The 22,694-nt window shown below is 72.1% G+C and carries 14 protein-coding genes; 9 read left to right on the plus strand and 5 right to left on the minus strand.

The window, feature by feature from the left end:
• The first annotated feature begins 11 nt into the window (after positions 1 to 11).
• The 3 genes from PSR1_RS23420 (at position 12) to PSR1_RS24985 (ending at position 2,181) form a co-directional block, all read left to right on the plus strand.
• A complete protein-coding gene (locus PSR1_RS23420) occupies positions 12 to 1,040 on the plus strand; it encodes a thymidylate synthase (RefSeq protein WP_082100148.1) in 1,029 nt (342 codons plus the stop codon).
• Between the two features lie 455 nt (positions 1,041 to 1,495).
• Complete coding sequence (locus PSR1_RS24065; RefSeq protein ID WP_160309010.1) at positions 1,496 to 1,759, plus strand: hypothetical protein; 264 nt, start codon at positions 1,496 to 1,498, stop codon at positions 1,757 to 1,759.
• A gap of 185 nt (positions 1,760 to 1,944) precedes the next feature.
• Positions 1,945 to 2,181 (plus strand): PH domain-containing protein, encoded by a 237-nt coding sequence (locus PSR1_RS24985; RefSeq protein ID WP_370539085.1) that lies wholly within the window; start codon positions 1,945 to 1,947, stop codon positions 2,179 to 2,181.
• 822 nt (positions 2,182 to 3,003) lie between these two features.
• On the opposite strand, the gene PSR1_RS04890 is transcribed toward PSR1_RS24985, so the two are convergent.
• Positions 3,004 to 4,014 (minus strand): HNH endonuclease, encoded by a 1,011-nt coding sequence (locus PSR1_RS04890; protein WP_237757817.1) that lies wholly within the window; start codon positions 4,012 to 4,014, stop codon positions 3,004 to 3,006.
• A 74-nt stretch (positions 4,015 to 4,088) separates the two neighbouring features.
• Between PSR1_RS04890 and PSR1_RS04895 the strand changes: the two genes are divergently transcribed.
• Entirely contained in the window at positions 4,089 to 4,712 is a 624-nt protein-coding gene (locus tag PSR1_RS04895; RefSeq protein ID WP_160309011.1) for a response regulator, read from the plus strand.
• A gap of 243 nt (positions 4,713 to 4,955) precedes the next feature.
• Here PSR1_RS04895 and PSR1_RS04900 read toward each other — a convergent pair whose 3' ends face one another.
• Positions 4,956 to 8,063 carry a DUF3427 domain-containing protein gene (locus PSR1_RS04900; protein ID WP_059436509.1) on the minus strand — a complete coding sequence of 1,036 codons (3,108 nt, stop codon included), beginning with the start codon at positions 8,061 to 8,063 and terminating at the stop codon, positions 4,956 to 4,958.
• Positions 8,064 to 8,226: 163 nt separating this feature from the next.
• Between PSR1_RS04900 and PSR1_RS04905 the strand changes: the two genes are divergently transcribed.
• Positions 8,227 to 9,324: an endonuclease NucS domain-containing protein gene (locus PSR1_RS04905; RefSeq protein ID WP_059436510.1), complete on the plus strand. Its 1,098-nt coding sequence runs from the start codon at positions 8,227 to 8,229 to the stop codon at positions 9,322 to 9,324.
• A gap of 64 nt (positions 9,325 to 9,388) precedes the next feature.
• Here PSR1_RS04905 and PSR1_RS04910 read toward each other — a convergent pair whose 3' ends face one another.
• Positions 9,389 to 9,832 carry a DUF4440 domain-containing protein gene (locus tag PSR1_RS04910; protein ID WP_059436511.1) on the minus strand — a complete coding sequence of 148 codons (444 nt, stop codon included), beginning with the start codon at positions 9,830 to 9,832 and terminating at the stop codon, positions 9,389 to 9,391.
• Positions 9,833 to 10,096: 264 nt separating this feature from the next.
• Between PSR1_RS04910 and PSR1_RS04915 the strand changes: the two genes are divergently transcribed.
• Both PSR1_RS04915 and PSR1_RS04920 read left to right on the plus strand, forming a co-directional pair.
• Positions 10,097 to 11,314: a radical SAM/SPASM domain-containing protein gene (locus PSR1_RS04915; protein ID WP_059436512.1), complete on the plus strand. Its 1,218-nt coding sequence runs from the start codon at positions 10,097 to 10,099 to the stop codon at positions 11,312 to 11,314.
• Between the two features lie 34 nt (positions 11,315 to 11,348).
• Entirely contained in the window at positions 11,349 to 11,717 is a 369-nt protein-coding gene (locus tag PSR1_RS04920) for a hypothetical protein (protein WP_152643307.1), read from the plus strand.
• A gap of 213 nt (positions 11,718 to 11,930) precedes the next feature.
• Here PSR1_RS04920 and PSR1_RS04925 read toward each other — a convergent pair whose 3' ends face one another.
• Positions 11,931 to 16,250 (minus strand): DEAD/DEAH box helicase, encoded by a 4,320-nt coding sequence (locus PSR1_RS04925; protein ID WP_059436514.1) that lies wholly within the window; start codon positions 16,248 to 16,250, stop codon positions 11,931 to 11,933.
• Positions 16,251 to 16,487: 237 nt separating this feature from the next.
• Positions 16,488 to 16,970 carry a hypothetical protein gene (locus PSR1_RS24405; RefSeq protein ID WP_082100150.1) on the minus strand — a complete coding sequence of 161 codons (483 nt, stop codon included), beginning with the start codon at positions 16,968 to 16,970 and terminating at the stop codon, positions 16,488 to 16,490.
• On the opposite strand from PSR1_RS24405, the gene PSR1_RS04930 reads away from it, so the two are divergent.
• Together PSR1_RS04930 and PSR1_RS04935 are read left to right on the plus strand one after the other, a co-directional pair.
• The gene (locus tag PSR1_RS04930) at positions 16,951 to 19,929 is read left to right on the plus strand and encodes a PD-(D/E)XK nuclease family protein (protein WP_237757818.1); all 2,979 of its coding nucleotides are present in this window, start codon (positions 16,951 to 16,953) and stop codon (positions 19,927 to 19,929) included. The genes PSR1_RS24405 and PSR1_RS04930 overlap by 20 nt on opposite strands.
• A partial coding sequence (locus PSR1_RS04935; protein ID WP_059436515.1) for an exodeoxyribonuclease V subunit beta occupies positions 19,926 to 22,694 on the plus strand: 2,769 nt, incomplete at its 3' end. The genes PSR1_RS04930 and PSR1_RS04935, both read left to right, overlap by 4 nt.

A 22,694-nucleotide genomic window follows, 5' to 3' on the forward strand; every position in this document is an offset into this window, starting at 1 on the left:
TAGAGGCTCAGATGTTCCAGACGTTCGAGGGTCGCACGGCCGACGAGGTGTGGCTCAAGATCAGCGGTGCGTTCCGCAACGGCCGCACGGCGGTGCAGCCTAGCCGCGCTGGTCAGACGCGGGAACTACTTCGGGCCGCCATCGGGATCGCGCACCCAACCGAGCGATGGGTCTTCTCGAGAACTCCACCACTCAACGTGGCATTCGCGCTAGCTGAAGTGCTGTGGATGCTTGCCGGGAGAAATGACTCGGCGTTCTTGAACGCGTTCAATTCGCAGCTTCCGAAGTTTGCAGGGGCGGGCAGGACCTACGACGGAGCCTACGGACTCCGACTTCGCTCCCATTTCCGATTTGATCAGCTTCATCGCGCCTATCAGGCGCTTCGGCGGCGACCAGAAAGCAGGCAGGTGGTCCTTCAAATTTGGGACCCTCGGTCTGATATGCCGACGCGGACGGGTGGCGCTCGCAGCCATGACGTGCCCTGCAACCTTCTGTCGATGGTGAAGGTCCGGAATCACCGCGTGGAATTCACGCAGGTGGTTAGGAGCAACGACGTGTTCCGCGGGTTGCCGTACAACCTCGTCCAGTTTACGAGCATCCAGGAGGTTCTCGCAGGGTGGCTCGATCTAGATGTCGGGGGGTACGCCCAATTGAGTGACAGCCTCCACGTTTACGAAAGCGACTTCCGAGTCGCCGTCACGCCGCAGCGCACGGCGTCTGCGCCCGTGAATTCTGACACGCTCGCTGTTCCGTACCGCACGACGCAGGCTGCCGTGCGTCTCGTCACAGGGCTGGCGGACGATGTAATCGCAGGGCGCTCGTCGCCAGAGCAGATGCTGCGCGCCCTCGGCTTCGCTCGCGTTCCACTGGCGTTCAAGAACATCGGGGCCGTGCTCTGCGCGGAGCTTGCTCGCAGGCGGGGGCCTGCCGGTACCTGGCGTGCTGCAATGTCTGAGTGCACAAACCCCGCACTGGTGGCGCTCTGGACACGGTGGAACAGTTGCATTGAACGCTCGCGCCGGACGCGTCGTGCCGCGTAGCTACGGTTCGGCAGCCATCCCGGACCGCTCGCGCCGGCGAAGGGTGAGCGGGCCACGCCGCGCGTTTAGGGCTGGGATCAGCCTGCCGCAATGACCGGTTAAGCGGTAGAGCGCGCGTTCACCGAGAGCACATCTCCTCCAGATCTCCTCCATGATTGCGTGCACCGGCGTTCACTCGCGTACCCCCCGTGACCTCGACCGCGCCCGCAACGTCCTGGATTTCCTGAAAACGCCTGTTGATCCGCCCGCCTACCGATCCCACCTGGGACATCTACGAATCCGAAGGTCAGAGGTTCAGATCCTCTCGGTATCAGGACGCCTCTCGACGTAGGGCTTCCACCACTGGCTTCTAGCGCCACTGATCCTGGTGCGTGACAACGTGTACGGGCCCCGGACTTTCCGGCGACGTCGTTCGGCATCGAGCACTTCACGACTTGTGCTTGACTCTCCTCGCGATGAAGGACGATCGCGGGGAGGTGATGCGCTCGAAGAGCGCAGCCGCGGCAGAGGCGGAGGCGGAGGCGGAAGGGTTGACGGCCGTGACGACCGAGCGCACGCGCACCACGATGGCGGGACTATCCGTGTGGCCTGCGTGCGTGGTATTCGAAACGAACCTGCGGTCTATCGCCGCGCTGCTCTTTGATTTTAATGCCAGCGCGGTCTCGGGGGGGGCATGGCATACATCGAAGACCAGAACCTCATGGCTGGCGAGGTCGTGATCTACCGCGCCAAACTCCATCCGATCATATTTGGATGGCCGATCGCATGGCTGTGTCTCTTCGCGACGACCATGGGTGCGGAGAACCCCGCGAGCGTGTTCTTCCTCCCGCTTGCCATTTTGAGCGGAGTCTCCGCGCTGATTGCCGTCAAGACCTCTGAATTCGGGGTGACCAACAAGCGCGTGATGATCAAGGTGGGTTTTATTCGACGAGTATCACTTGAAACCCTGCTCGCGAAGGTCGAGGGCGTAACGGTGGAGCAGGGCCTCTTGGGGCGCCTGTTCGGATACGGGACGATCACTGTCATCGGTACCGGCAGCACTAGAACGCCATTCAAACGGATCGCAGGTCCGATGGAGTTTCGGCGCGTGGTCCAAGAACAAATCGAGACTGCGAACAACTCACGGGCTGCCACAGCATAGCGGCATTGTGAGCGCCCACTGCGCCTGCTCGGCGCGGCCGCTGAAGAACCGACGCACTCAGCGCGCTCGAACAACGTGCCGTGGGTGCGAAGGCGATCCCAGGCGAGGTTGAGCATCCATGCCGGGATGGGCTCGGCGCCGCCGGTGCGGCTGCGAGACCGCTCCGTCTCGACGTGGACCTCGACCGGCGTGAGCTCCACGACCCGATTCTTGCGAGGACGGGGGCCGAGCGTCAGGAACACGGGTGACCGCTGCACCTCGACGCGGAGCGCCCGGTAGAGCTCCGGCTCGAACGGCTCCTCGACGCGCTCAGCGGCCTGCAGCGTCCACCGCTCGACGCGGTCGTCCCACCAGAGCGCCTCCGCCCAGTCCCACGCCCGCGCGAGCGGGACGTCCTCGCGCACCCCACGCAGCGCCACGGCGGCCTCGAGGTTCGTGGCGAGGCCGCCGGTCAGGTTCGCGGAGCCCACGACCGCCCGTGCATCGACGCGGTTCGACCCGAGGTACAGCTTCGGGTGGAACGTCCGGCCTGAGCCTGGATTCAACACGCGAACGTCGAGTCCGAGCCCGCTCGCCATCGAGAGCGCCGATGGACTCGTCGTCTGGAAGGTGGTCGTGACGAGAAGCCGCGAGCGTGCGCCACGAGCGCGCAGCCCCTCCAGCTCCTTCTGGAGGAGGTGCAGTCCCTTCTCCTGGACGAATGCGACGCAGAGGAACGCTTCCTCCGCGCCGTCCAGCGTCGCCCGGACCGCATGGAGTAGCGACCGGTCGCTCGTGGTCACCGTCTCGACGTTCATGCCCACCGCTGCCTCGGAGCCGCGATCACGCGGCGCCCTGCTCGAACACGTTATCGTTGTGCCAGCGGAGCAGCTCCGGATCCGGTCGATCGGCCACACGCGGCGGCAGCTTGATGGTGCGCCCCTCCATCGAGTAGTACGCCTTGCCGTTCTCCCACTCCTCGGCGAGTCGGCGGCTCACCACGAACCGATGGTCCGGCGTCACGGTTACGTAGCCGGTGTCGAACAGCCGGTGGATATCGGCGCGAAGCAGCAGTCCGTTGCGGACGTCGTGCGACCCCTCGGCCCCGTACGGCCGGATGTGGGCAGCCTCGAGGACGGGCAGCGAGTGCTCGCCGCTCACGGCGCACGCGCCGCCGTAGGCACCGGTCACGGCCACCCGGAACGTTCCCTGGCCGAGTCGTGGTCGAACCAGCTGCGGCTGACCGAAGCGTTCGGCAACGGGCTCGCTCGCGTACACGACCGCCGGCACCGGAGCCATCCGAGCGGCGCGCTCGCGGCAGGCCTCCCAGATGCGGCGGCCCTCGCCTAGCTGGAGGTCGTATCCGGCGCCTGAGACGATGTTCGGCCGCCAGTCGCGAGGCTGTTCGACCCAGTCGCCGTCGGCGAAGAACCACGGGGTCGCGACCATGATGCAGCCGATCCGGTGCGCCGGGCCGCCTGTATCGCGGGCGTACCGACCGACCCGCCTCGCCATCGCATCGAACGTCGCCGCCCCGTTCTTCTCCCCGAAGGCGTCCCAGGCAAGACGCGGAGTCGCCGCCTCGTACCGGGCGAAGATCCCGAAGCCACCGATCGCGTTGTGCGGCGCCTTCAGCTTGAAGAAGAATGGCGTCCCAGGGGGCGCATTGAAGCCGTGGGCGGATGGCTGCCAGAAGTTCACCTCCTCGAGCGGCTGACGCGCTCGCAGGAACGTGAACCAGTCATGGTCGGTGGTGGCGATGTAGCCGCGCACCGCTTCAGAGTACAGCACCGTCGTGGAGTTCGCCGGTTCGGACTTGCTTCGCAGCGCCCACGTACCTGAAGTGAGGTACACGTTCCATCTTTATTGACGCTGCGTACACCAGGGGTTACGCACCCAGAGCGATGTCGTCAACGGTCCTTGAATGCGTGAAGCTCGCACTAGGTCTGTTCGAGAAGCTCGTCTGGCCGACGGTGGTGCTCGTAATCTTCTGGCGCCTTCGCGACGTTATCGCGGAGGTGCTTAGCACCCGTAACGTCACGGTCAAGGGCGGCGGCCTTGAGCTCGAACTGAAGTCCAAACTTGAGGCGGCCGGTTATCTGGGAGCCGCCGGAGCGAAAGAGGGGAGCGAGGTCGGCCAGATCGCCGGCATCGTGAATCGCACATTCTCGAACGCACGCCTCGGACGCCTCTCTGGCGCGCAGATTCTCTGGGTCGACGATCGCCCGGAGAACAACGCGTACGAGCGGAAGGCACTCCAGGCGATTGGGCTGTCCTTCGTAATCAGCAAGTCCACCGGCGACGCTGTCCACCGGGTGCGAGAACGTTCCTTCGACGCGGTTATCTCGGACCTCGGTCGCCCAGAAAGCGAGCGCGCTGGCGTGGTGCTGCTCGAGGAACTACGCAAGATCGGCTTCGAGCGACCCTACATCCTATACACGCTGAGCGCGAAGTCGGATGCGGCGCAAGACGCACGGCGTGCGGGGGCAGCAGCCGTCGCAACGACTCCGGTCGAGTTGTTCGAGGCAGTCATCCGTGCCCTCGCCGGCTAAGTTGTTGTGCTTCAGGCGGCCGTTCACGCGGCGCTCTCGATCACCGCTGCTGGTCCGGCCACAACGTCCATGCGGGGATGCCGCGCGCACTTTACGAGCGTAGCCCGAGAGGTAGTGCGGCCCTTCGGCGGACGCACATCGGGCACAGCTCACCGCTTCTGTAGAACTCGAAGCCGCGCAGGTCGAGGATTCCCGTCCGGCGGAAGGTGTCCCGCACCGCGAAGACCCGCCCGTGCCCCCCTCCTATCCCGCCCGCAACGTCGCATACGCCTCCAGGAACGCCGGCGGGATCGGCACCTCGAGCTCCCAGGTGATGCTCATAGGCCGGCTCCCCTGGTGTGAGCGGTAGCGAACGGGCCCGAGGAACGTGAACTGGTCGTGCACGGTGGGCCGCGCGAACAAATAGAAGCGCCAGCCCTGCCGATGCCCGTCGATGTAGGCCTGGCCGGTCGGCGAGGTCTCGCTGGTCGTGCTCTGCGATTGCCAGTGAAACAGCGTCGGCGAGATGGCGTAGTCCTCGTACGAGGTCGTGGGCGAGAACCGGCCGCTCGTGGACTTGTCGATGGTGACGAAGAAGAGCTGCACCTTTCGGTCGGTCATCCGGTGCACGCCCTCCATCGAGAAGACGCGCTTCTCGACGGTGGACTTCCCGACCGCCGCGAACACCTCGTCCCTTGCGTACGTGCGGTGCACGGCGAGCGGCCACTCGGGAGGGACATCCGCCACGCGGGAGCCGACCGCGACCCGCTCGTCGAGCACGTCGCAGAGCTGGGCCAGCTCCTCGCGGAGGGGCGCGCTCGCGAGCAAGGGCGCGAGCAGCGCCTCGGTCGACGAAGCCGGACCGTCGAAGAGCCGGAGCGCGAGCATCAGGAGGCGCCTTCGAGCCCGCTCGTCGAGCTCGCCGGTCGCGGTTGGCTCGAGCGCGAGTCGCCGGTACAGCCGCAGCCGCTCCGGCTCGTCGACGTGGACGAGGTTCCCCATCCGCCTGGAGGTGCGCTCCTCCAGCTCCGATCCCTCGGCGGGCAAGAGCCCGGCGGCGCAGCGCAGGGACGTCCAGCCCTGGACGCTGCTCGAGTAGACGTCCTCCACCTCTCGGCCGGTCGCCTCCAGGAACTCGGACAGCGTGATCCGGGGCCGCTCCCGCGCGAGCGCCTTCAGCTCCTGCGCGAGCCGGGTCCGGCCGCCCCGGATCGCCTGCTTCAAATTGTCGAGCACGATCCCCCGCGCGACGCGCTCGAGCTGCAGGTGACATCCGGAGGGCAACGTCGGGAACCCTCCCTGGACGGCGCGCGGGAGGTGGCCGCGGGGGATCCCGGTCATCGCGGTGAGCTTGCGGTCGAACCGGTACTCCGCGCGCTGCTGGCCGATGAAGTCGAGGACTAGGGCCTGCGCCTTCCCGGGGTGGAGGCGCAGGCCGCGCCCGAGCTGCTGCAGGAAGAGCGTCGCGCTCTCGGTGGGCCGCAAGAGGAGCAGCGTGTCGACGAACGGCAGGTCGACGCCCTCGTTGTAGAGGTCGCAGGTGAACAGGAACGCGACCTTGCCGCGCTCGAGCTTGCGCGGCGCCTCGTCGCGCTCACCGGCGTCGGTCGCGCCGTGGATCACGAGCGACGGGATCCCGGCCTCGGTGAACCGCCGGGCCATGAACTCGGCGTGCGCGACCGAGACGCAGAATCCGAGGCCGCGCGCCTGCTCGGGGCGACCGTGGAGCTCCCTCAGCTTGGAGATTACGAGGCGGGCGCGCTCGTCGTTGCCGGTGTAGACCTTGTCGAGGCCGCCGAGGTCGTAGCCGCCCCGCCGCCACTCCACCCCCTCGAGCGAGACGCCGTCGGCGATGCCGTAGTACTCGAACGGCGCGAGGAGCTGCTTCTCCAGCGCGTGCCACAGCCGGATGTCCGCGGCGACGTGGTGGTCGAACCAGCCGAGGACGTCGAGGCCGTCGGCGCGCTCCGGGGTCGCGGTCAGGCCGAGCAGGATCTTCGGCGCCACCGCCTCGAGCAGCCGCCCGTACGTCTTCGCCGCCGCGTGGTGGAACTCGTCCACGATGACGGTGTGCCAGTAGTCGCGTCCGAGCGCCGCGGGGAGGTCCTTGCGATCGAGGCTCTGGATGGTGGCGAAGACGTGCTCGTACGAGGCCGGGGTCGAGCCGCCCTTGAGCAGCTCCCCGAAGCTGTGGTCGCGCAGGACGTTGCGGAACGCGTGCAGCGCCTGCTCAAGGATCTCCTCGCGGTGCGCGACGAAGAGGAGCCTCGGCCGGACGCCGTCCTTCACCTGGGCCGCGTAGTCGAACGCGGCGATCATGGTCTTGCCGGTGCCGGTCGCGGCGACGACCAGGTTCTTCCAGCGGCCGTGCTCCTCCCGCTCGACCCGCAGCTTCTCCAGGATGGCCCGCTGGTATTCGTACGGGCGCAGGTCGAAGTAGAAGGACGTGTCGGCTCGCCGCTCCCCGCGCTCCCCTCGCTCCGACGACAGCGCCGCCGTCAGCCGGCGCACCGCGTCGGCGTGGTCCGGGTGGTACGGCTCGAACTCGCCGTCCTCCCACAGCGACGCGAACGCGCCGCGGAACTTCTCGACGATGGCGCGGGACTCGACCTCGCTCGCCTTCAGGTTCCACTCGATCCCGTCGGAGAGCGCTGCGGACGAGACGTTCGCCGACCCGACGTACACCGAGCTGAACCCGGTCGCCCGCTGGAACAGCCACGCCTTCGCGTGCAGCCGCGTTCGGCGCGCGTCGAACGAGACGCGGACCTCCGCGCCGGGCAGGCGTGCGATCGCGTCGAGCGCCTCCCGGTCCGTTGCGCCCATGTACGTGGTCGTGAGGACCCGCAGCTTCTTCCCCGCCCGCGCGAACCCCTCGAACGCGGGCCGGAGCCGGCGCCAGCCGTGCCACTTGATGAAGGAGACGAGCATGTCGACCGAGTCCGCGCTCTCGATCTCGGCCGCGATCTCGGCGCCGAGGCGGGGCTCGTTCCGGGCGTGGGTGAGGAGCGTCGAGACGGCGAGCGGGACCGTGGGCCGCGGGGGCGGCGCGGGGGGTGGGTGGATAGCTAGGAGGAGCTCGGGCGGGACGACGAGCGAGGTCCCCTCGAGCGCGCCCGGATCCACCTTCGTGCGGAGGACGTCGAGGAGCGCGTTGACGACCTCGGCCTGCTTCGCCGGCCCACCGTCCTTCGGGAGCGCCCTCAGCGTCCGCTCGAGCTCGGCCGCAAAGTAGCGGGCGAGGCGCTCGTGGGCGGCGGCGGCGTCCAGCGGCTGGCGGATGGAGCGCTCGGAGCCGGGGATGCTCGAGAGCGCCTCGGTGCCTGCGGTGCTGAGGAGCAGGTCGTAGAGGCCGGCGGGGAGGCGCTTTGGCATCGCCCCTCGAGGCTAGCACGAACCGTGCAGGTGGACCGGAGTACGGACGCGGCGAATGTGTCTGCTCGGTGCGTAACCTCATGACCCTGCGACGACGAATACCGCCGTCTCGCGTTTTCACTGACGGCGTCGCTGTGGCATCCTCACATGACAGGGAGGATCAATGCCGCTGGAACTCGGGGTGTGGAGAATCGACGGTGGAACCGCCCAGCTTGCGCTGCACCAACTGGATTTCGAGTCTCGGCTAGAAGACATCCTGGCTGACGACATCTCGATCGCGAACCCGGACTGGCTCCTGGTCGGGCGGCAGGTTCGAACCGCGTTCGGAACCAGGATTGATCTCCTCGCGCTCGACAGTCAGGGCAACCTGGTGGTCCTCGAGTTGAAGCGCGACAAGACACCCCGTGACATCGTGGCCCAGGTGCTCGAATACGGCGCGTGGGCCAAGACCCTCAAGCCGGATGACATCGCTCACATCTTCGACGAATTCCAGAAGGCAAATCCCGCTCGAGCCTCGGCGCGCATTTCGCTGGATCAGGCCTTTCGAGAGAAGTTCCGCGTCAGGGAGATGCCCGAGGAGCTCAACGAGTCCCATCAACTCGTCATCGTGGCGTCGTCGCTCGATCCGACCACCGAACGAGTGGTTTCGTATCTGCTTCAGCATCATCGGGTGAACATCAACGCGGTGTTCTTCCGAGTTTTCAGGGATCGGGACCGCGAATACATGGCTCGCGCCTGGCTCCAGGATCCGTTCACGGTGGAAGCGGAGTCCGCCGCTGATTCGCCTGAGCCCGAGGAATGGAACGGCGAGTACTACGGCTCCTTCGGCTATCGGAACTGGGCTGACGCCGTGAAATACGGCTACTTCTCCGGCGGCGGCGGCCGCTGGTACAGCAATACCCTTCACATGCTTCAGCCGGGCGCGCGCCTCTGGGTGAACATCCCTGGGACCGGCTACGTGGGGGTCGGCAAGGTCGAGGAGACCGTGGTCCCCTGCGAAGAGTTCATGGTGAAGGACGACGCTGGCCGCCGTGTCCCGCTGCTGACGGTGACTGGTGCGTCCGTGCAGATGAAGAGCTCCAAGGAGGAGCCCGATAACGCTGAGTATGTCGTTCGAGTGAACTGGCTGAAGACGGTCCCGGAGTCAGAGGCGATCCGTGAGCCTGGGTTCTTCGGCAATCAGAACACCGTTGCGCGGCCGACCTCGGAGAAGTGGAAGCACACCATCGAGCGACTGAAGGTCCGCTTGGGCGTGGCTTAGCTGCCCCGGCCCGGCCGCCGCCGCCCGTCGGACGGGGGCGACGGCGGCGCCTCGAGCGACCGGCTCAGTGAACCGAGGGCGGCGGCGAAGCGAACAGGTACGGGCGCGCGTCCACCCACTGCCAGCCGCTCCCGCTCCGCTGCGCGAGGATCGCGACGTGCACCTTCAAGGTGCCCTTCCCTCCGCTCGGCAGCCTGGCGTTCTGGATCTCGTGATCGAGGTCCAGGAACGCGAGGTCGCCTCCCAGCTGCCTCACCGACTGGATCGAGAACCTCGAGGTCGTGCCCTGGAGCAGGGACTCGCAGTCGTGGCGGTACGTCGTCTCGACCCCGGACCGCCCGCGCCCGATCTCGCCCATGGGCGAGATCACCGTCCCGCCCTCGACCCAGCAGGACGCGACCTCCTTCGCGTCGAACCGGTTGAACGCATCGTTGAACTTGCGGAGTGAGGCCTCGAGCGACGGCTCCACCCTCGACTCCGGCGTCCCGACCGCATGCGTCGATTCCATGGTTCTCCTCCGTGACTGGCGCCGACGAGCTGGCGCCGACCTCCCCGTGCTGGGGGGCGTGGAGCGGCGCAATGCCGGCGCGGGTCGCCAGCGTGGGGTTCAAGCGGAGATTGACCTCCGCGCGGCTTCCCGCCTTCGTCGTGGGGGTCGGACCAGCCGCTCGACAGGCGGGCCGCTTGTTCAGGGCCGCGGCGGAGCCGGATCGGGAACCTGCCGCCCGGGCGACGCGACGGCAAACGCACCGCCCCGTCCTAATTCCTTGGAGTGAACTCCAGGAGCCCCGGTCACATCACGAATCGTGCTCTGTACTCTGCGTTCAGTACCAGCCTCCTGGAGGCGGCCACGAAATACACGCTCTTCGTCACGCGGCGATGCAACCTCGCCTGCGAGTACTGCTACGTGGGCAAGACCGACGAGGCGATGCCGTTCGACGTGGCCACTCGGATCGTCGATCTCGCGTTCCGGAACACGCCGGGGTCCGAGGACATCGACATCGGCTTCTTCGGCGGGGAGCCCCTCCTCGAGTTCCGATCGCTCGAGGCGATCACTCGCTACGTGGAGAGTCACCCGAGCTACGACGCCAGGCGGGTGAAGCTGTCCGTCGTGACGAATGGCACCCTGCTCACGCGCGCGGTCGCCCGCTTCCTCCGGGAGCACCACGTCGGAATCACGGTGAGCTGCGACGGACCGCCCGCGGTCCACGACCTGTTTCGCCGCTTTCCCGATGGTCACGGGAGCTCGGCGGCCGTGGAGCGAGGCATCCGGGCGGCCCTGGCCGAGCTCGAGCGCGTTCCCGTGAACGCGGTGTACGGACCGGCGACGCTCGCGAGCCTTCCCGAGGTCGTCGACCACCTCTCGTCCCTCGGCGTCCGGCAGATGTATCTGAACCCGGACTTCTCTGCGAGATGGACCGAGCGGGACGTCGAGCGCGTTCCGGCGGTCTATCGAGCGCTCGCGGATCGCTACATGCGGTTCTATCGCGAGGGCAGGCCGCACTTCATCAGCCTGATCGACGGCAAGATCACCGTGATGCTGCGTGGAGGCTATCAACCGCTCGAGCGATGCAGGATGGGGACGGGCGAGTTCGCGTTCGATCCATCCGGGCGCGTGTTCCCCTGTGAGCGGCTCGTGTCGGGCAGGCACGAGGAGCACGCGATCGGCGTCATGGGCGAGCTCGTGCAGCTCGGCCCCCTCCGGAATCACCACGCGCCGGGACCGTCCCTCAACGCCGAGTGCGAAGCGTGCGGTGTACGGGCCTACTGCGTCAACTGGTGCGGCTGTTCGAACTACTTCATGACCGGTCACTACAACCGCGTCGGTCCATTCCTTTGCGCCTCGGAGCGGACGCTCCTCGCAATCGCGGCCGACGTCGTCGAGAAGCTGGAGTCCGAGCTCGGGCCGACGTTCACGGAGCATCTGGGCGGAAAGGGGGTGGCCAGGAGCGTTCAGGAAGGTGGTCGGTCGTGCTCGCATCGGTCGTAATGTCGAACGGAGCGTACGCATGGACTCACTTCACATGCTCGAGTTGAAGAACGGTGGACGAAGGGACTTCTGGATCTCACACGTGGCGCTCGTGGAGCGCTTCGTCCAGACGCACCTCAAGGAACTGACGAAGGTGCAGACCGATCCCCAGCAGCGCACGATCGGCGCGGAGACCGGCGTGGCTGCCGGGGCCGCTGCGCGGGTGCTGATGTGGGATCCGACCCGCGGCGGCATGCGGACGCCGCACCTGCACTACGGGGGTGAGCTCTACGTCATGAGCGAGCCGCAGTGGGCCGAGCTCAGCAAGGCTGCCGTCTCTGCAATGACGGAGCGGATGACCAAGGCTCAGCGGGTCGGCTTCGACACCGTGATGCAGCTCTCTGACGTCGTCGCAGGGATGTGAGGGCCGCGGTCGCGCTGCGAGGCCTCCTACCGGCGAGCGTGGCGGCGCGACCGCACCCGACTGAAGCTGCTGGCCTCGAGAGGCGATGCGAAAGCGCGTCCCCGCCGGCCTGTAGGACCTGTTGCTCGGCAAGGCGGGAACGGAGGCGCGCTCGACGTGAAACCCTGACGCGGCGGTGCGACGCGCCAGTGGCTGTCCCGCCGCGCGCGCAGGTCAGGCCGAGGACGCTCGCCGGGGATCGGGGCCGGTCACGGTGACGGTTCCCCCGACCACCACCCGCCCGCCAGCCGCGGCGGGGACGCGTGGCCCGGGCGTCAGGATGCCGGCGAGGTTGAGCGGGTCGGCGGAGGAGACCTCCAGCGGGCCGTCGTCGGCCGCCTCGCGCCGCGTGGCGCGCAGGGCCTCCACCGCCTCCGCGGCCGCGAACTGCTCGCCGGTGAAGCCCGCCACGAACCGCCCGCCGCGGATCTCGCCGCGGGCCTCGAGCGTGCGGTACACGCGGACGAGGTCGCGCCAGGGCGGGGGGCGCGCCTCGCGGGCGAGGAGGTCGCGGAACACGACGCCGTAGCGGCGGAGGTACTGGCGGGCGAGCTGCTCGAGCGTGGGCTCGGGAAGCGACTCGGGGTCGGGGCCGGTCGTGGGCGGACCGGCGCGCAGGAGCGCCCACCGTCCGCCGGCCGCGGCGGGGCGGGGGCGGTGTCCGGGCGGTGGCGCGATCAGGGTCCGGAGGCCGGCGAAGCCGTCGCAGGTGACGCGCCCGCCGGACACGAGCTCCCAGAGCGCCTCCTCGGTCTCGCCGGCGTCGGTGCGGACGACCTGGGCGAGCTCGCCGACGAACGACGCGCCTCGACGGGCGAGCGCCTCGACCACTTCGGTCGCGATCGTCCCGAGGGGTGGCGGCTCGGTGCTGGCCGCGATGCCGTCGAGCAGCCAGGGCAGGTCCTCGCGCACGGCGAGCGTCACGGGCGCGGAGCGGGTGGGCGCGCCGCGGCGGCGCGGGGGCAGGCCGTCCTGCGGCGGCGCGACGTGCAGCCGGCCCCAGGCGACCTCGCCGGACATGCACAGCGCGTCGAGCAGGCGGGGCTCGTAGCCTTCCACGCGCGCGGGCAACAGGTCGCGCTCCCAGGCGCCGGCGGCGGCGTGGAAGCCCTGGAGCTGGCCGATCACCTCAAGCAGGCCGCGCGTGCCGTGGAGCCGGGTGCCGGGCGCGGCGTGCTGCCAGCGCGCAAGGAACCGCAGGAACACGGCGGCGCTGACGGGCTCGATCTCGCGACGCAGCCGGCCGAGCGTGAGCCGGTGGATGCGGGCGAGGACGCCGCGCTCGCACCAGTGGGGCGCGTCGGGGGTCGCGGGGACCTCGGGGAGGAACGTGCCGCGGAGCACCTGGCCCTGGGCCTCGAGGCCGGCGAGCGCGGCGGCGGCCTCGGCGGGCGGGAGGCCGATGCGGTGGGCGAGGCTCTCCGCGGTGACGGGGCCGAGGTGGGTGATCCACCCGCGGACGAGGGCGAGGATGGGATCGTCGGGGATGCGCTCTGTGGGGAGCGGGGGCGGCGGCACCGCTCGTCCTTCGACGGGGCTCAGGACGAGCGGGGGTTCGAACGCGGCCGCTCGCCCTTCGACTCCGGCCGCTTCGCGGCCTACGCTCAGGGTGAGCGGGTCGGATGAGGTCAGGGTGAGCGGTCCCATGGAGGACGGGAGCGATCCCGTCCGCTCGGTGGCGACCCACCACGTCCGTTCACCGTCCGTCACCGTCTGCGCCCGCCCGGCGGCGGCCAGCGCCTCGAGCCACGGCCTCCACGCGGCGCTCTCGCCTTCGGGCACCATCACCAGGTCGAGCAGCGCGTCGTGCACTTCGTCCGCATCGCGCGGCGACGGCCAGACCTGCGAGGCGACCTCCTCGATGGCTGCGGCGTCGAGCGCGCCGATGGCGCTCGCCTCGGCGGGCGGGAGCGCGCGGCGCACCGCGACCGCGCGGGCCCGGCGCTCCTCGAGCGGCGCGTCGTCGAGGTAGGCCCAGGGCCGCGCGTTCAACAGCTCGTGCGCGAGCGGCGAGGGCTCGGGGGTGTCCACGGCGACGAGCCGGAGCTCGCCGGCGGCGATCCGCTCGAGGACGGCGCGGAGGGCACCGGCGTCCATGGCCTCGCCGAGGCAGTCGCGGAGCGTCTCTCGGACGAGCGGGTGGTCGGGCACCTCGATCGGCCCGCCGGGCGCGTTGTCCTGGCAGGCGGTCTGCGCGGGGAACACGGCGGAGAGGAGATCGTCGGCGCGCATCCGCGCGATGGGCGGGGGCATGCGCTTGCCCTTGAACAGGCGCGGGATGGCGAGCGCGCGCGTGGCGTTCCAGCGCCAGCGCACGCCGAACATGGGCGCCTGGAGGACGGCCTGGGTGAGCACCTCGTCCACGGTCCCGGGCGTCACGTACGCGAAGATCGACTCGAGCGGGAACGCGTGCTGGGGGCCGAGCGAGAGGAGCACGCCCTCGTCGGTGGCGGCGGCCTGCAGCTCGAAGTCGAAGGTCCGGCAGAAGCGCTTGCGGAGCGCGAGCCCGAGGGCGCGGTTGGTGCGGGCGCCGAACGGCGCGTGGATGACGAGCTGCATCCCGCCGGCCTCGTCGAAGAAGCGCTCGGCGACGAGCGTGTGCTGCGTGGGCAGGGCGCCGAGCGCGGCGCGGCCGGCGGCGAGGTACTCCACCACCTGCCGCGCGCCCGCGGTGGGGAGCGCGGCCTCGGCCTCGAGCCACGCGGCCGCGGCGGCGGGGTCGGCGAGCCGAGTCTCGAGCTCCTCGCGCAGCGCGGAGACCTCGGCCGACAGCGCCCCGCTGCGCCCGGGCGCCTCACCGTTCCAGAACGGCACGCCGGGCGGCGCCCCGTGGGCGTCCTCGACGCGCACGACGCCGGCCTCGACGCGGCGGATGCGCCACGAGGTGGTCCCGAGCAGGAAGATGTCGCCGGCGATGCTCTCGACCGCGAAGTCCTCGTCCACCTGCCCGACCACGGCGCCCTCGGGCTCGGCGACCACCGCGTACTGCGCGGTGTCGGGGATGGTCCCGCCGCCGGTGAGCGCGGCGATGCGCGCGCCGCGCCGGCCGCTCACCCGATGGTTCACGCCGTCGCGGTGGAGGAGCGCCGAGGCGCGGCCGCGGGAGGTGGCGATGCCCTCGGAGAGCATCCGCACCACGTCGTCGAACGCCTCCCGCGCGAGCGCGCGGTAGGGCCAGGCGCGGCGGCACAGCTCGAACAGCCGGTCCTCGTGGATGGCGCCGCAGGCGGCCTCGGCGACGACCTGCTGCGCGAGCACGTCGAGCGGCGCGTCGCGGACGGCGACGGGCTCGAGGCGCGCGCGGCGCAGGCCGCGGACGAGCGCGGCGCACTCGACCAGCTCGTCGCGGCTCATGGGGAACAGCCGCCCCTTTGGCGTCCCGCCCTTCACGTGCGCGGCGCGGCCGATGCGCTGGAGCCCGGTGGCGAGCGCGCCGGGCGAGCCGAGCTGCACCACCACGTCCACCTCGCCCACGTCGATGCCGAGCTCGAGCGAGGCGGTCGCGACCACCGCCTTCAGCGCCCCGGCCTTGAGCCGCTCCTCGGTCGCGAGGCGGCGCGTGCGGGACAGGCTGCCATGGTGCGCGGCCACCTCGCCCTCGCCGAGCCGCTCGGCGAGCGCGTGCGCGGCCCGCTCGGCGAGCCGGCGGGTCCCGACGAAGACGAGCGTGGAGCGGTGCGCGCGGACGATGTCGGCCACGCGGTCGTAGGTCTCGGCCCACAGCTCCTTCGACGCGACCGACGACAGCTCGTCGCGGGGCACCTCGATGGCGAGGTCGAAGGCGCGCCGCCGGCCGACCTCGACGACGGCGCAGCGCGGCCGGCCGGTGCGCGAGACGCGCGCGGCGCCGACCAGGAACCGCGCCACCTCCGCGACGGGCTCCACGGTGGCGGAGAGGCCGAGGCGCTGCGGCCGTCGCCCGGCCAGGGCCTCGAGCCGCTCGAGCGAGAGCGCGAGGTGCGCGCCCCGCTTGTCGCCGGCGAGCGCGTGGATCTCGTCCACGATCACGGTCTCGACGCCGGCGAGCGTCTCGCGGCCGCGCTCGCCGGTGAGGAGGAGGTAGAGCGACTCGGGGGTGGTGACGAGAAGGTGCGGCGGGCGCAAGAGCAGGCTGCGGCGCGCGGACGCGGTGGTGTCGCCGGTGCGGACGGCGACCCGCAGCTCCGGCGGCGCGAGGCCGGCCGCGAGCGCGGCGGCGCGGATCTCGGCGAGCGGCGCCTGGAGGTTCCGGGCGATGTCGTTCCCGAGCGCGCGGAGCGGCGAGACGTAGACGACGCGGGTCGCGTCCTCGAGGCGGCCCGCGAGCCCGTCCTGGAGGAGCCCGTCGATCGCGGAGAGAAACGCGGCGAGCGTCTTGCCGGAGCCGGTGGGCGCGGAGACGAGCACGTCGCGGCCGGCGGCGATCTCGGGCCAGGCGAGCGCCTGCGGCTGGGTGGGGTCGCCGAACCGGCTGGCGAACCAGGCGCGGACGACGGGGTGGAACGTGTCGAGCACGCCCGCGGATCTAAGGGGGCGCGGGCGGAGCCGCCGCCGGGCGGTGGACGGGCCCCCGAGCGAGCGGGGGGCGCGCCGGCCGGCTGGCCTGGCACGCGGCTGCTGCGCGCGACGAAGCGTGCGTGCCGCGTTCACGCGACGTCCGGGATCAACCGGCCCTGTCCGCCCGGCTGCTAGGGTGTCCTTCTCGCTGGGCCCGCCGGCCCCGCGTGTCGGTCCCCGGACGTACGATCGGTCTCAGAGGCGCGCGTGAACGTCACCGTCATCGACACGCTGGGCGAGTGGGCGGACGCGGTCGTCGCGCTCCCGGCGGCGGGCCCGCTGCCGGCGCGCACGGTCCTCGTCCCGGGCGAGCGCCACGCGCACGCGATCCGGCGGGAGCTGGCGCGGACGGGGCGCCGCGAGGCGCTCGGGGGGACGCGGTTCCTCGGACCGCTCACCGCCGCGCTGGAGGTCCTCCAGTCGGCGGGCGTCGCGTTCACGCGGGGCGAGGACGGCCTGCGCCGCGCGCGGCTGCTCGCGCTGTTCCAGGAGGACCTGCCGCTCGAGCACTTCGACCTCGAGTTGCTCCGCATGACGCGCGGCTGGGACGAGGCCTTCGCGAGCGCCATCGGGGACCTCGAGGCTGCGGGCCTGGGCCCGGCGGACCGTCCCGGCCGAGCCGGCCGCAGCGCGCGACCTCGCGCGGCTCTGGGCGCGCGTGGAGGAGTGCGCGGGCACCTCCTTCTCCTCCGCCCGGATCTTCTGCGAGGCCGCGGCGCTGCTCGCCCGCGACCCGGCGACGTGGCCGTTCTTCCACGGGCCGACGCTCGCGCTCGCGACCGGGCACGAGGATGCGGTCGAGGCGCGGTTCGTGGCGGCGATCCCGGACGTCAGGCTCGCGGTCCAGGCGGTCCGGCCGATCTCGGCCCGGCACCTCGAGAGAGTGGAGCGGCTGTACGGAGCCGAGGTGCGGGCGGCGCTCGCCGCTCGTGGTTCGACAGGCTCACCACGAGCGGAGGTAGACCGGAACCCCGCGGCCGCTCGTGGTTCGACAGGCTCACCACGAGCGGAGGAAGACCGAAACCCCGCGGCTGCTCGTGGTTCGACAGGCTCACCACGAGCGGGGGAAGACCAGGACCACGCGTCCGCTCGTGGTTCGACGGGCTCACCACGAGCGGAGGACCGGGGCATTCCCCGAGCGGAGGAGCTGACCGAGCGCGACCTCCTCGCGACCTACCTGCTCGCGGACGCGGCGGTGCTCGCGGATCCGGCGCGCCCGCGCAGCGGCGGGCCGGACGGCACGGTGGACCTCGAGGAGCACGCGGGCGTGGAGGCGGAGCTGGAGGCGACCGCGCTGTGGGTCGCGCGCCAGGTGCTGGAGGCGCGGCGGCCGCTCGAGGAGGTCGCGGTCCTCGTGCCCGCCCAGGATCCGCTCGCGGGGCTCGTGGCCGACCGGCTCGCGCGGCTGCCGCTCGGCGGCGGGTCGCTCCCGGTGTTCGTCGCGGGCGGCCTGCCGGCCATCTCGACCGCGGCGGGCGCCCGCATCCTCGCGGTCGTGCGCGCGCTCCGCTCGCACCTCTCCGCCGAGACGCTGGCGCCGGTGCTGGCCGCGCTCCGGCTCGAGGGCGTCGCGGACGGCGACCGCACGCATCTCACCCACGGCGAGGGGATGGAGCTCGCGTTCGGCCTGGGCATCGTCGGCGGCAACCCGGCCCACCCTGCCGGCGCGCTCGCCTGGTCGGAGCGGGCCGCGGTCCGGGCCGGCGAGCTGGAGGCGGCGCTCGGGCAGGTGCACGCGGACGACGACTCCGCGGAGCGGGAGCGCTGGCGGCTCGAGCGCACGCTCCGGAGCCTGCGCGCGATCCGGCCCGCGCTCGACGCGCTCGTGGGCGTCGCCCGAGCCGTCGTCGGCGGCGCGCCGCTCGCGGCGATCGCGGACGTGCTCGGGGGCTTCCTCGCGCGCTGGCTGCTCGCGCCGGGCGAGGGCGCGACGCTCCCGGCGCGGCTCGTGGAGGCCATCGCGCCGGCGTGCGCGGGCAGCCTCGGCAAGGCGCTCTCGGGCGACGACGCCCTGCAGGTCGTCGAGGATCACCTGCTCGGCCTGCGCGTCGCGCACGGCCGGTTCGGCGAGCCCGCCGTGTACGTCGGCACCGTGGCCGGTGCGGCGGGGCTGGCGTTCGGCGCGGTGCGGATCGTCGGGCTCTGCGAGGGGGTGCTCCCGTCGCAGCCGCGCGAGGACCCGGTCGTGCCGGGCGCCTTCCGCGAGCAGCTCGAGCGCGGCGCGCCCGACCGCGTCCTCCGGCGCGCCGAGGATCGGGTGGCCGCCCAGGTGCACGCGCTCGTGGCCGCGGTGCAGGGCGCCCGCGACGCGGTCGCGCTCTCCGCCCCGCGGGTCGATCTCGCCCGCACCGAGCGCGAGCCGGGCGCCATCTTCATCGACGCCGCGGCCGCGCTCGCGCGCCCACACGCCGGGACCGGCGAGCCCGCCGAGGCGGTCCCGGACGGCGCCGCCCTCCGCCGCGACGCATTCCGTCCCGCGGCGCGCGCCGCCGCGCGCTTCCGCGACGCGCAGCCGATCTCGGACGCGAGCTGGCTCGACCGCGTCGCCCGCACCGCCCCGGCGCTCCCGCCGGAGTGGACCGGCGCGCCCGTGGTGGACCTCGCGCGCCTCGCCACGCTGCGCGCGCCCACCGGCCCGCTCGGCCCCTCCGATGGCGTGTTCGGCCGCGGCGGACCGTTCCCGCCGGTCCCGGGTATCGCCCCCGAGCGTCCCATCTCCGCCTCCGCGCTCGGTCAGCTCCTGCAGTGCCCGCGCCTGTTCCTCATGCGCCGCATCCTCGGCTGGGACGAGCCGGCCGGCGCGCCCTCGCTCCGCGAGCTCGACCCGCTCTCGTTCGGGAGCCTGCTCCACCGCGTGGTCGAGCTGTTCTACCGGGAGCACGGGGCGGCGTTCTCGCGCCGCGAGGGAACGATCGACGGGTGGCAGGCGCGTGCGCGCGCGGTGGCGGATCGCGCGTTCGACGCGCTCCTCTCCGAGGTCCCGCTCGTCGGCGAGGGCGTCCGGCTGAAGGAGCGCGAGCGGCTGCACGACGCGCTCCGCGTGTTCCTGGCATACGACTGGGAGGGCGGCCCGCGCCGCTTCGTCGGCGTCGAGCTCGCGTTCGGCACCCCCGGGGCGCCGCTCTCGGTGGACGCGGACGGCGAGACGCTGCACGTCCACGGCTACATCGACCGCGTGGACGTCGAGGACGGGGTGACGCTGGTGCGCGACCTCAAGTCCGGCAAGGCGCACCCGCGCGCCGGGAGCGAGACCGGCCCCACGCCGCTCCGCGACGTGCAGCTCGGCCTGTACCAGCTCGCGGCGCGGAAGCTCGCGAACGCCTGGAAGACGCCCGCGAAGGTCCAGGGCGCCTACGCGTACGCGAGCGGCCGGGGCGAGGTCGAGGAGCGCGCGTTTCGCGCGGACGCGGCCGCGCTCGACCAGGCGACGGCGGAGTGGCTCGCGACGGCGGCGCACCTCCTCGCGGCGCGGTCGTTCCCGCCCAGCGCCGACGAGGACGACTGCACCTACTGCCCGTTCCACGTGGTCTGCGGCAGCGGCGCGACCCGGCGCGCCCGCGAGGCGCTCGCGGACGTCGAGGACGGGCCGCTCGCGCGCTTCCGCGCGCTGAAGCTGGACGAGGGGGACGAGGAATGAGCCCGCGGAAGCCCGCCCCGGACCAGGTCGACCGCGACCGGGCCATCCACGCGCGCGACGAGAACGTCATCGCCGACGCCGGCGCCGGGACCGGCAAGACCACCCTGCTCGTGGCGCGCCTGGTGGAGCGGGTCGCGCCCGAGGACGACGGGCCCGCGCTCCCGCTCGGGCGCATCGCGGCGGTCACGTTCACGCGCAAGGCGGCCGGCGAGCTGCGGCTCCGCATCCGCGAGGCGCTCCTGCGCGCGCTCGCGCGCGCCGACCTGACGGAGCTCCGGCGCCGGCGCCTCGCCGGCGCGCTCTCCGCGCTCGACACCGCGCACGTGGGCACCATCCACTCGTTCGCCGATCGGCTCCTGCGCCTCCGGCCGGTGGAGGCGCGGCTCTCCCCGTCGTACGACATCGTGGAGGACGACGCGCCGCTGGTGGACGAGGCGTTCGCGGCGTTCCTGCACGCGGTCGAGGCGGGCACGCTCGCGGACGAGCTCCCCGGGCTCGACCCGGAGGTCGCGGCGGCGGCGCAGTCGGCGTTCGTCGACGCGCTGCGCGCGGGCGTCCGCGCCGAGCGGCGCGTGCACGACCACGGCGTCGTCCCGGGGCTCGACTGTCTCATCGAATCGCTGGTGCGCACGCGCGACGTCCCGCCGGTCGTCCCGGCGGCGCGCAGGCCGGACCTGGCGAAGTTCCGCGAGCTGGCCGACGAGCTCCTGGGGTACGCCGCGGACTCGAGCGGCGACGGCGCGGGCTCGCGGTGGGTCGCCGCCACGCGGCGGCGGATCGAGCGGATCCGCGGCGAGGAGGACCCGGTCCTCGTCCTGAAGGAGCTGCTGCGGTGCACGCCGCCCCGGAAGCTCGCGATGAAGGCGGACTTCCCGGACGACCGCGCGGGCTGGGCGCTCTACAAGGCGTTCCTCGGCGACGACGGCAAGAAGGCGCTCCGCGAGGGCGCGCTCCGCGACGACCTGCTCCGCCCGTTCGCCCGCTGGCTCGCGCGCCGGCTCGTCGCCGCGGCGCCCGCGGTGGTGGCCATGTACGAGCGCGTGAAGGCGCGCCACCGCGCTGTGGACCAGCTCGACCTGCTGCTCGAGCTGCGCGACCTTCTGCAGCGGGATCGCGCGGTGCGCTCGGAGTACCAGGCGCTGTTCGACCACGTCATGGTGGACGAGTTCCAGGACACCGACCCGCTCCAGGCCGAGGTGGTCCTGTACCTCTGCGAGCAGGGCGCCGTCGCCGAGGACTGGCGCGCCGTCCGGCTCGTGCCGGGCAAGCTCACCATCGTGGGCGATCCCAAGCAGTCGATCTACCGCTTCCGGCGCGCCGACATCGGCGTGTACGCGGCGGTGCGGGCCATCGTCGAGCGCGGGCCCCACGTGGTCGCCAAGCTGAAGGCCAACTTCCGCTGCGAGCCGGCGCTGGTGCGGTGGCTGAACGGGACGTTCGACGGCGTGCTCGGGAAGGCCGCCGGGGACGCGCCGGTGTTCGACCCGGAGGCCGGGACGGTGGCGAACGAGCCGCTGCTCGCGGGGCGCGAGGGCGGCGCGCCCTGCGCCGTCCAGGTCCTGCCGCTCGCGGCGGAGTCCGGCAAGAAGCCCGAGCTCCGGGCCACCGAGGCGAAGGCGCTCGCGGCGTGGCTCCGGTGGATGGTCGAGGGGAAGCAGCGGACCATCGTGGACCCGGCGACGGGCGCGCCCCGGCCCGCCGGCTACGGCGACGTCGCCGTGCTCGTCACCGCCACCGTCAACCTGCCGCTCCTGTTCCCGGAGCTGGACCGGCTGGGCGTGCCGTACGCCGCGCGCGGCGGGACGCTGTTCCTCGCGGATCCGCTCCACCAGCAGTTCCTGCTCGGCCTGCGGGCGCTCGCGGATCGCGACGACGGGATCGCGCAGGCGGCGCTGCTGCGGCCGCCGTTCTTCGCGGTGGACCACGACGACCTCGCCCGCGCACGCGCCGCCGACCCCGCGTCCACGGACCCGGGCGTGCTCCGCGCGCGCGCGGCGCAGGAGGTCGTGCGCGAGCTCCGCCGGACCCGGCTCGATCGCCCGCCGGGGGCGACCGCCCGCGACCTGCTGGAGCGGACCGCGTTCGGCCGGGCCGCCGCGCTCGGACCGAACGGCGCGCAGCGGCTCGACGCGCTCCGCGAGCTCTGCCTCGTGCTCGAGGCGGTCGCCGCCGAGGGGCTCGACTACGACGCGGCCACCGCGCGGCTGCGCGCGTGGGTGGACGACGCGGTCCAGCTCGATCCGCCGCGGCCGGTCGGGACCGACGCGGTGCAGATCCTCACCGTCCACCAGGCCAAGGGGCTCGAGTTCCCGGTGGTCGCCCTCTGGGACGCGTGCGCGAACCTGGCCGCCCGCGACGTGCGCGCGCCGTTCGTGGTGGACCGGACCGGCGAGGCCTGGGCGGTCGCGCTCGACGGGCTCGAGTGGGAGGAGCCGGAGGGCGGCGAGGTGGCCGGCCGCGAGAAGCGCTACCTCGACGCCGAGCGGCTGCGCCTCGTCTACGTGGCCGCGACCCGCGCGCGCGACCTGCTCGTCCTGCCGGTCGCGGGCGCGCCGGATCCCGAGTGGATCACCGGCAGGCTCGTCTCCGCCCAGGCGGACGCGCCGGTGGAGACGCTCGAGCCGTACGCGATCGGCGCGGAGCCGGCGTGGGCCGGTGAGCTCCCCGCCCCCGCGCCGCGCCCGGCGACCGACGGCTCCGCGCTCGCCGCCGAGGTGACGGCGGCCTGGGACGCGGCGATCGCCGAGGCGGCCCGGCCGCGCTTC

Source organism: Anaeromyxobacter sp. PSR-1 (assembly GCF_000964525.1).
GTDB lineage: Bacteria > Myxococcota > Myxococcia > Myxococcales > Anaeromyxobacteraceae > Anaeromyxobacter.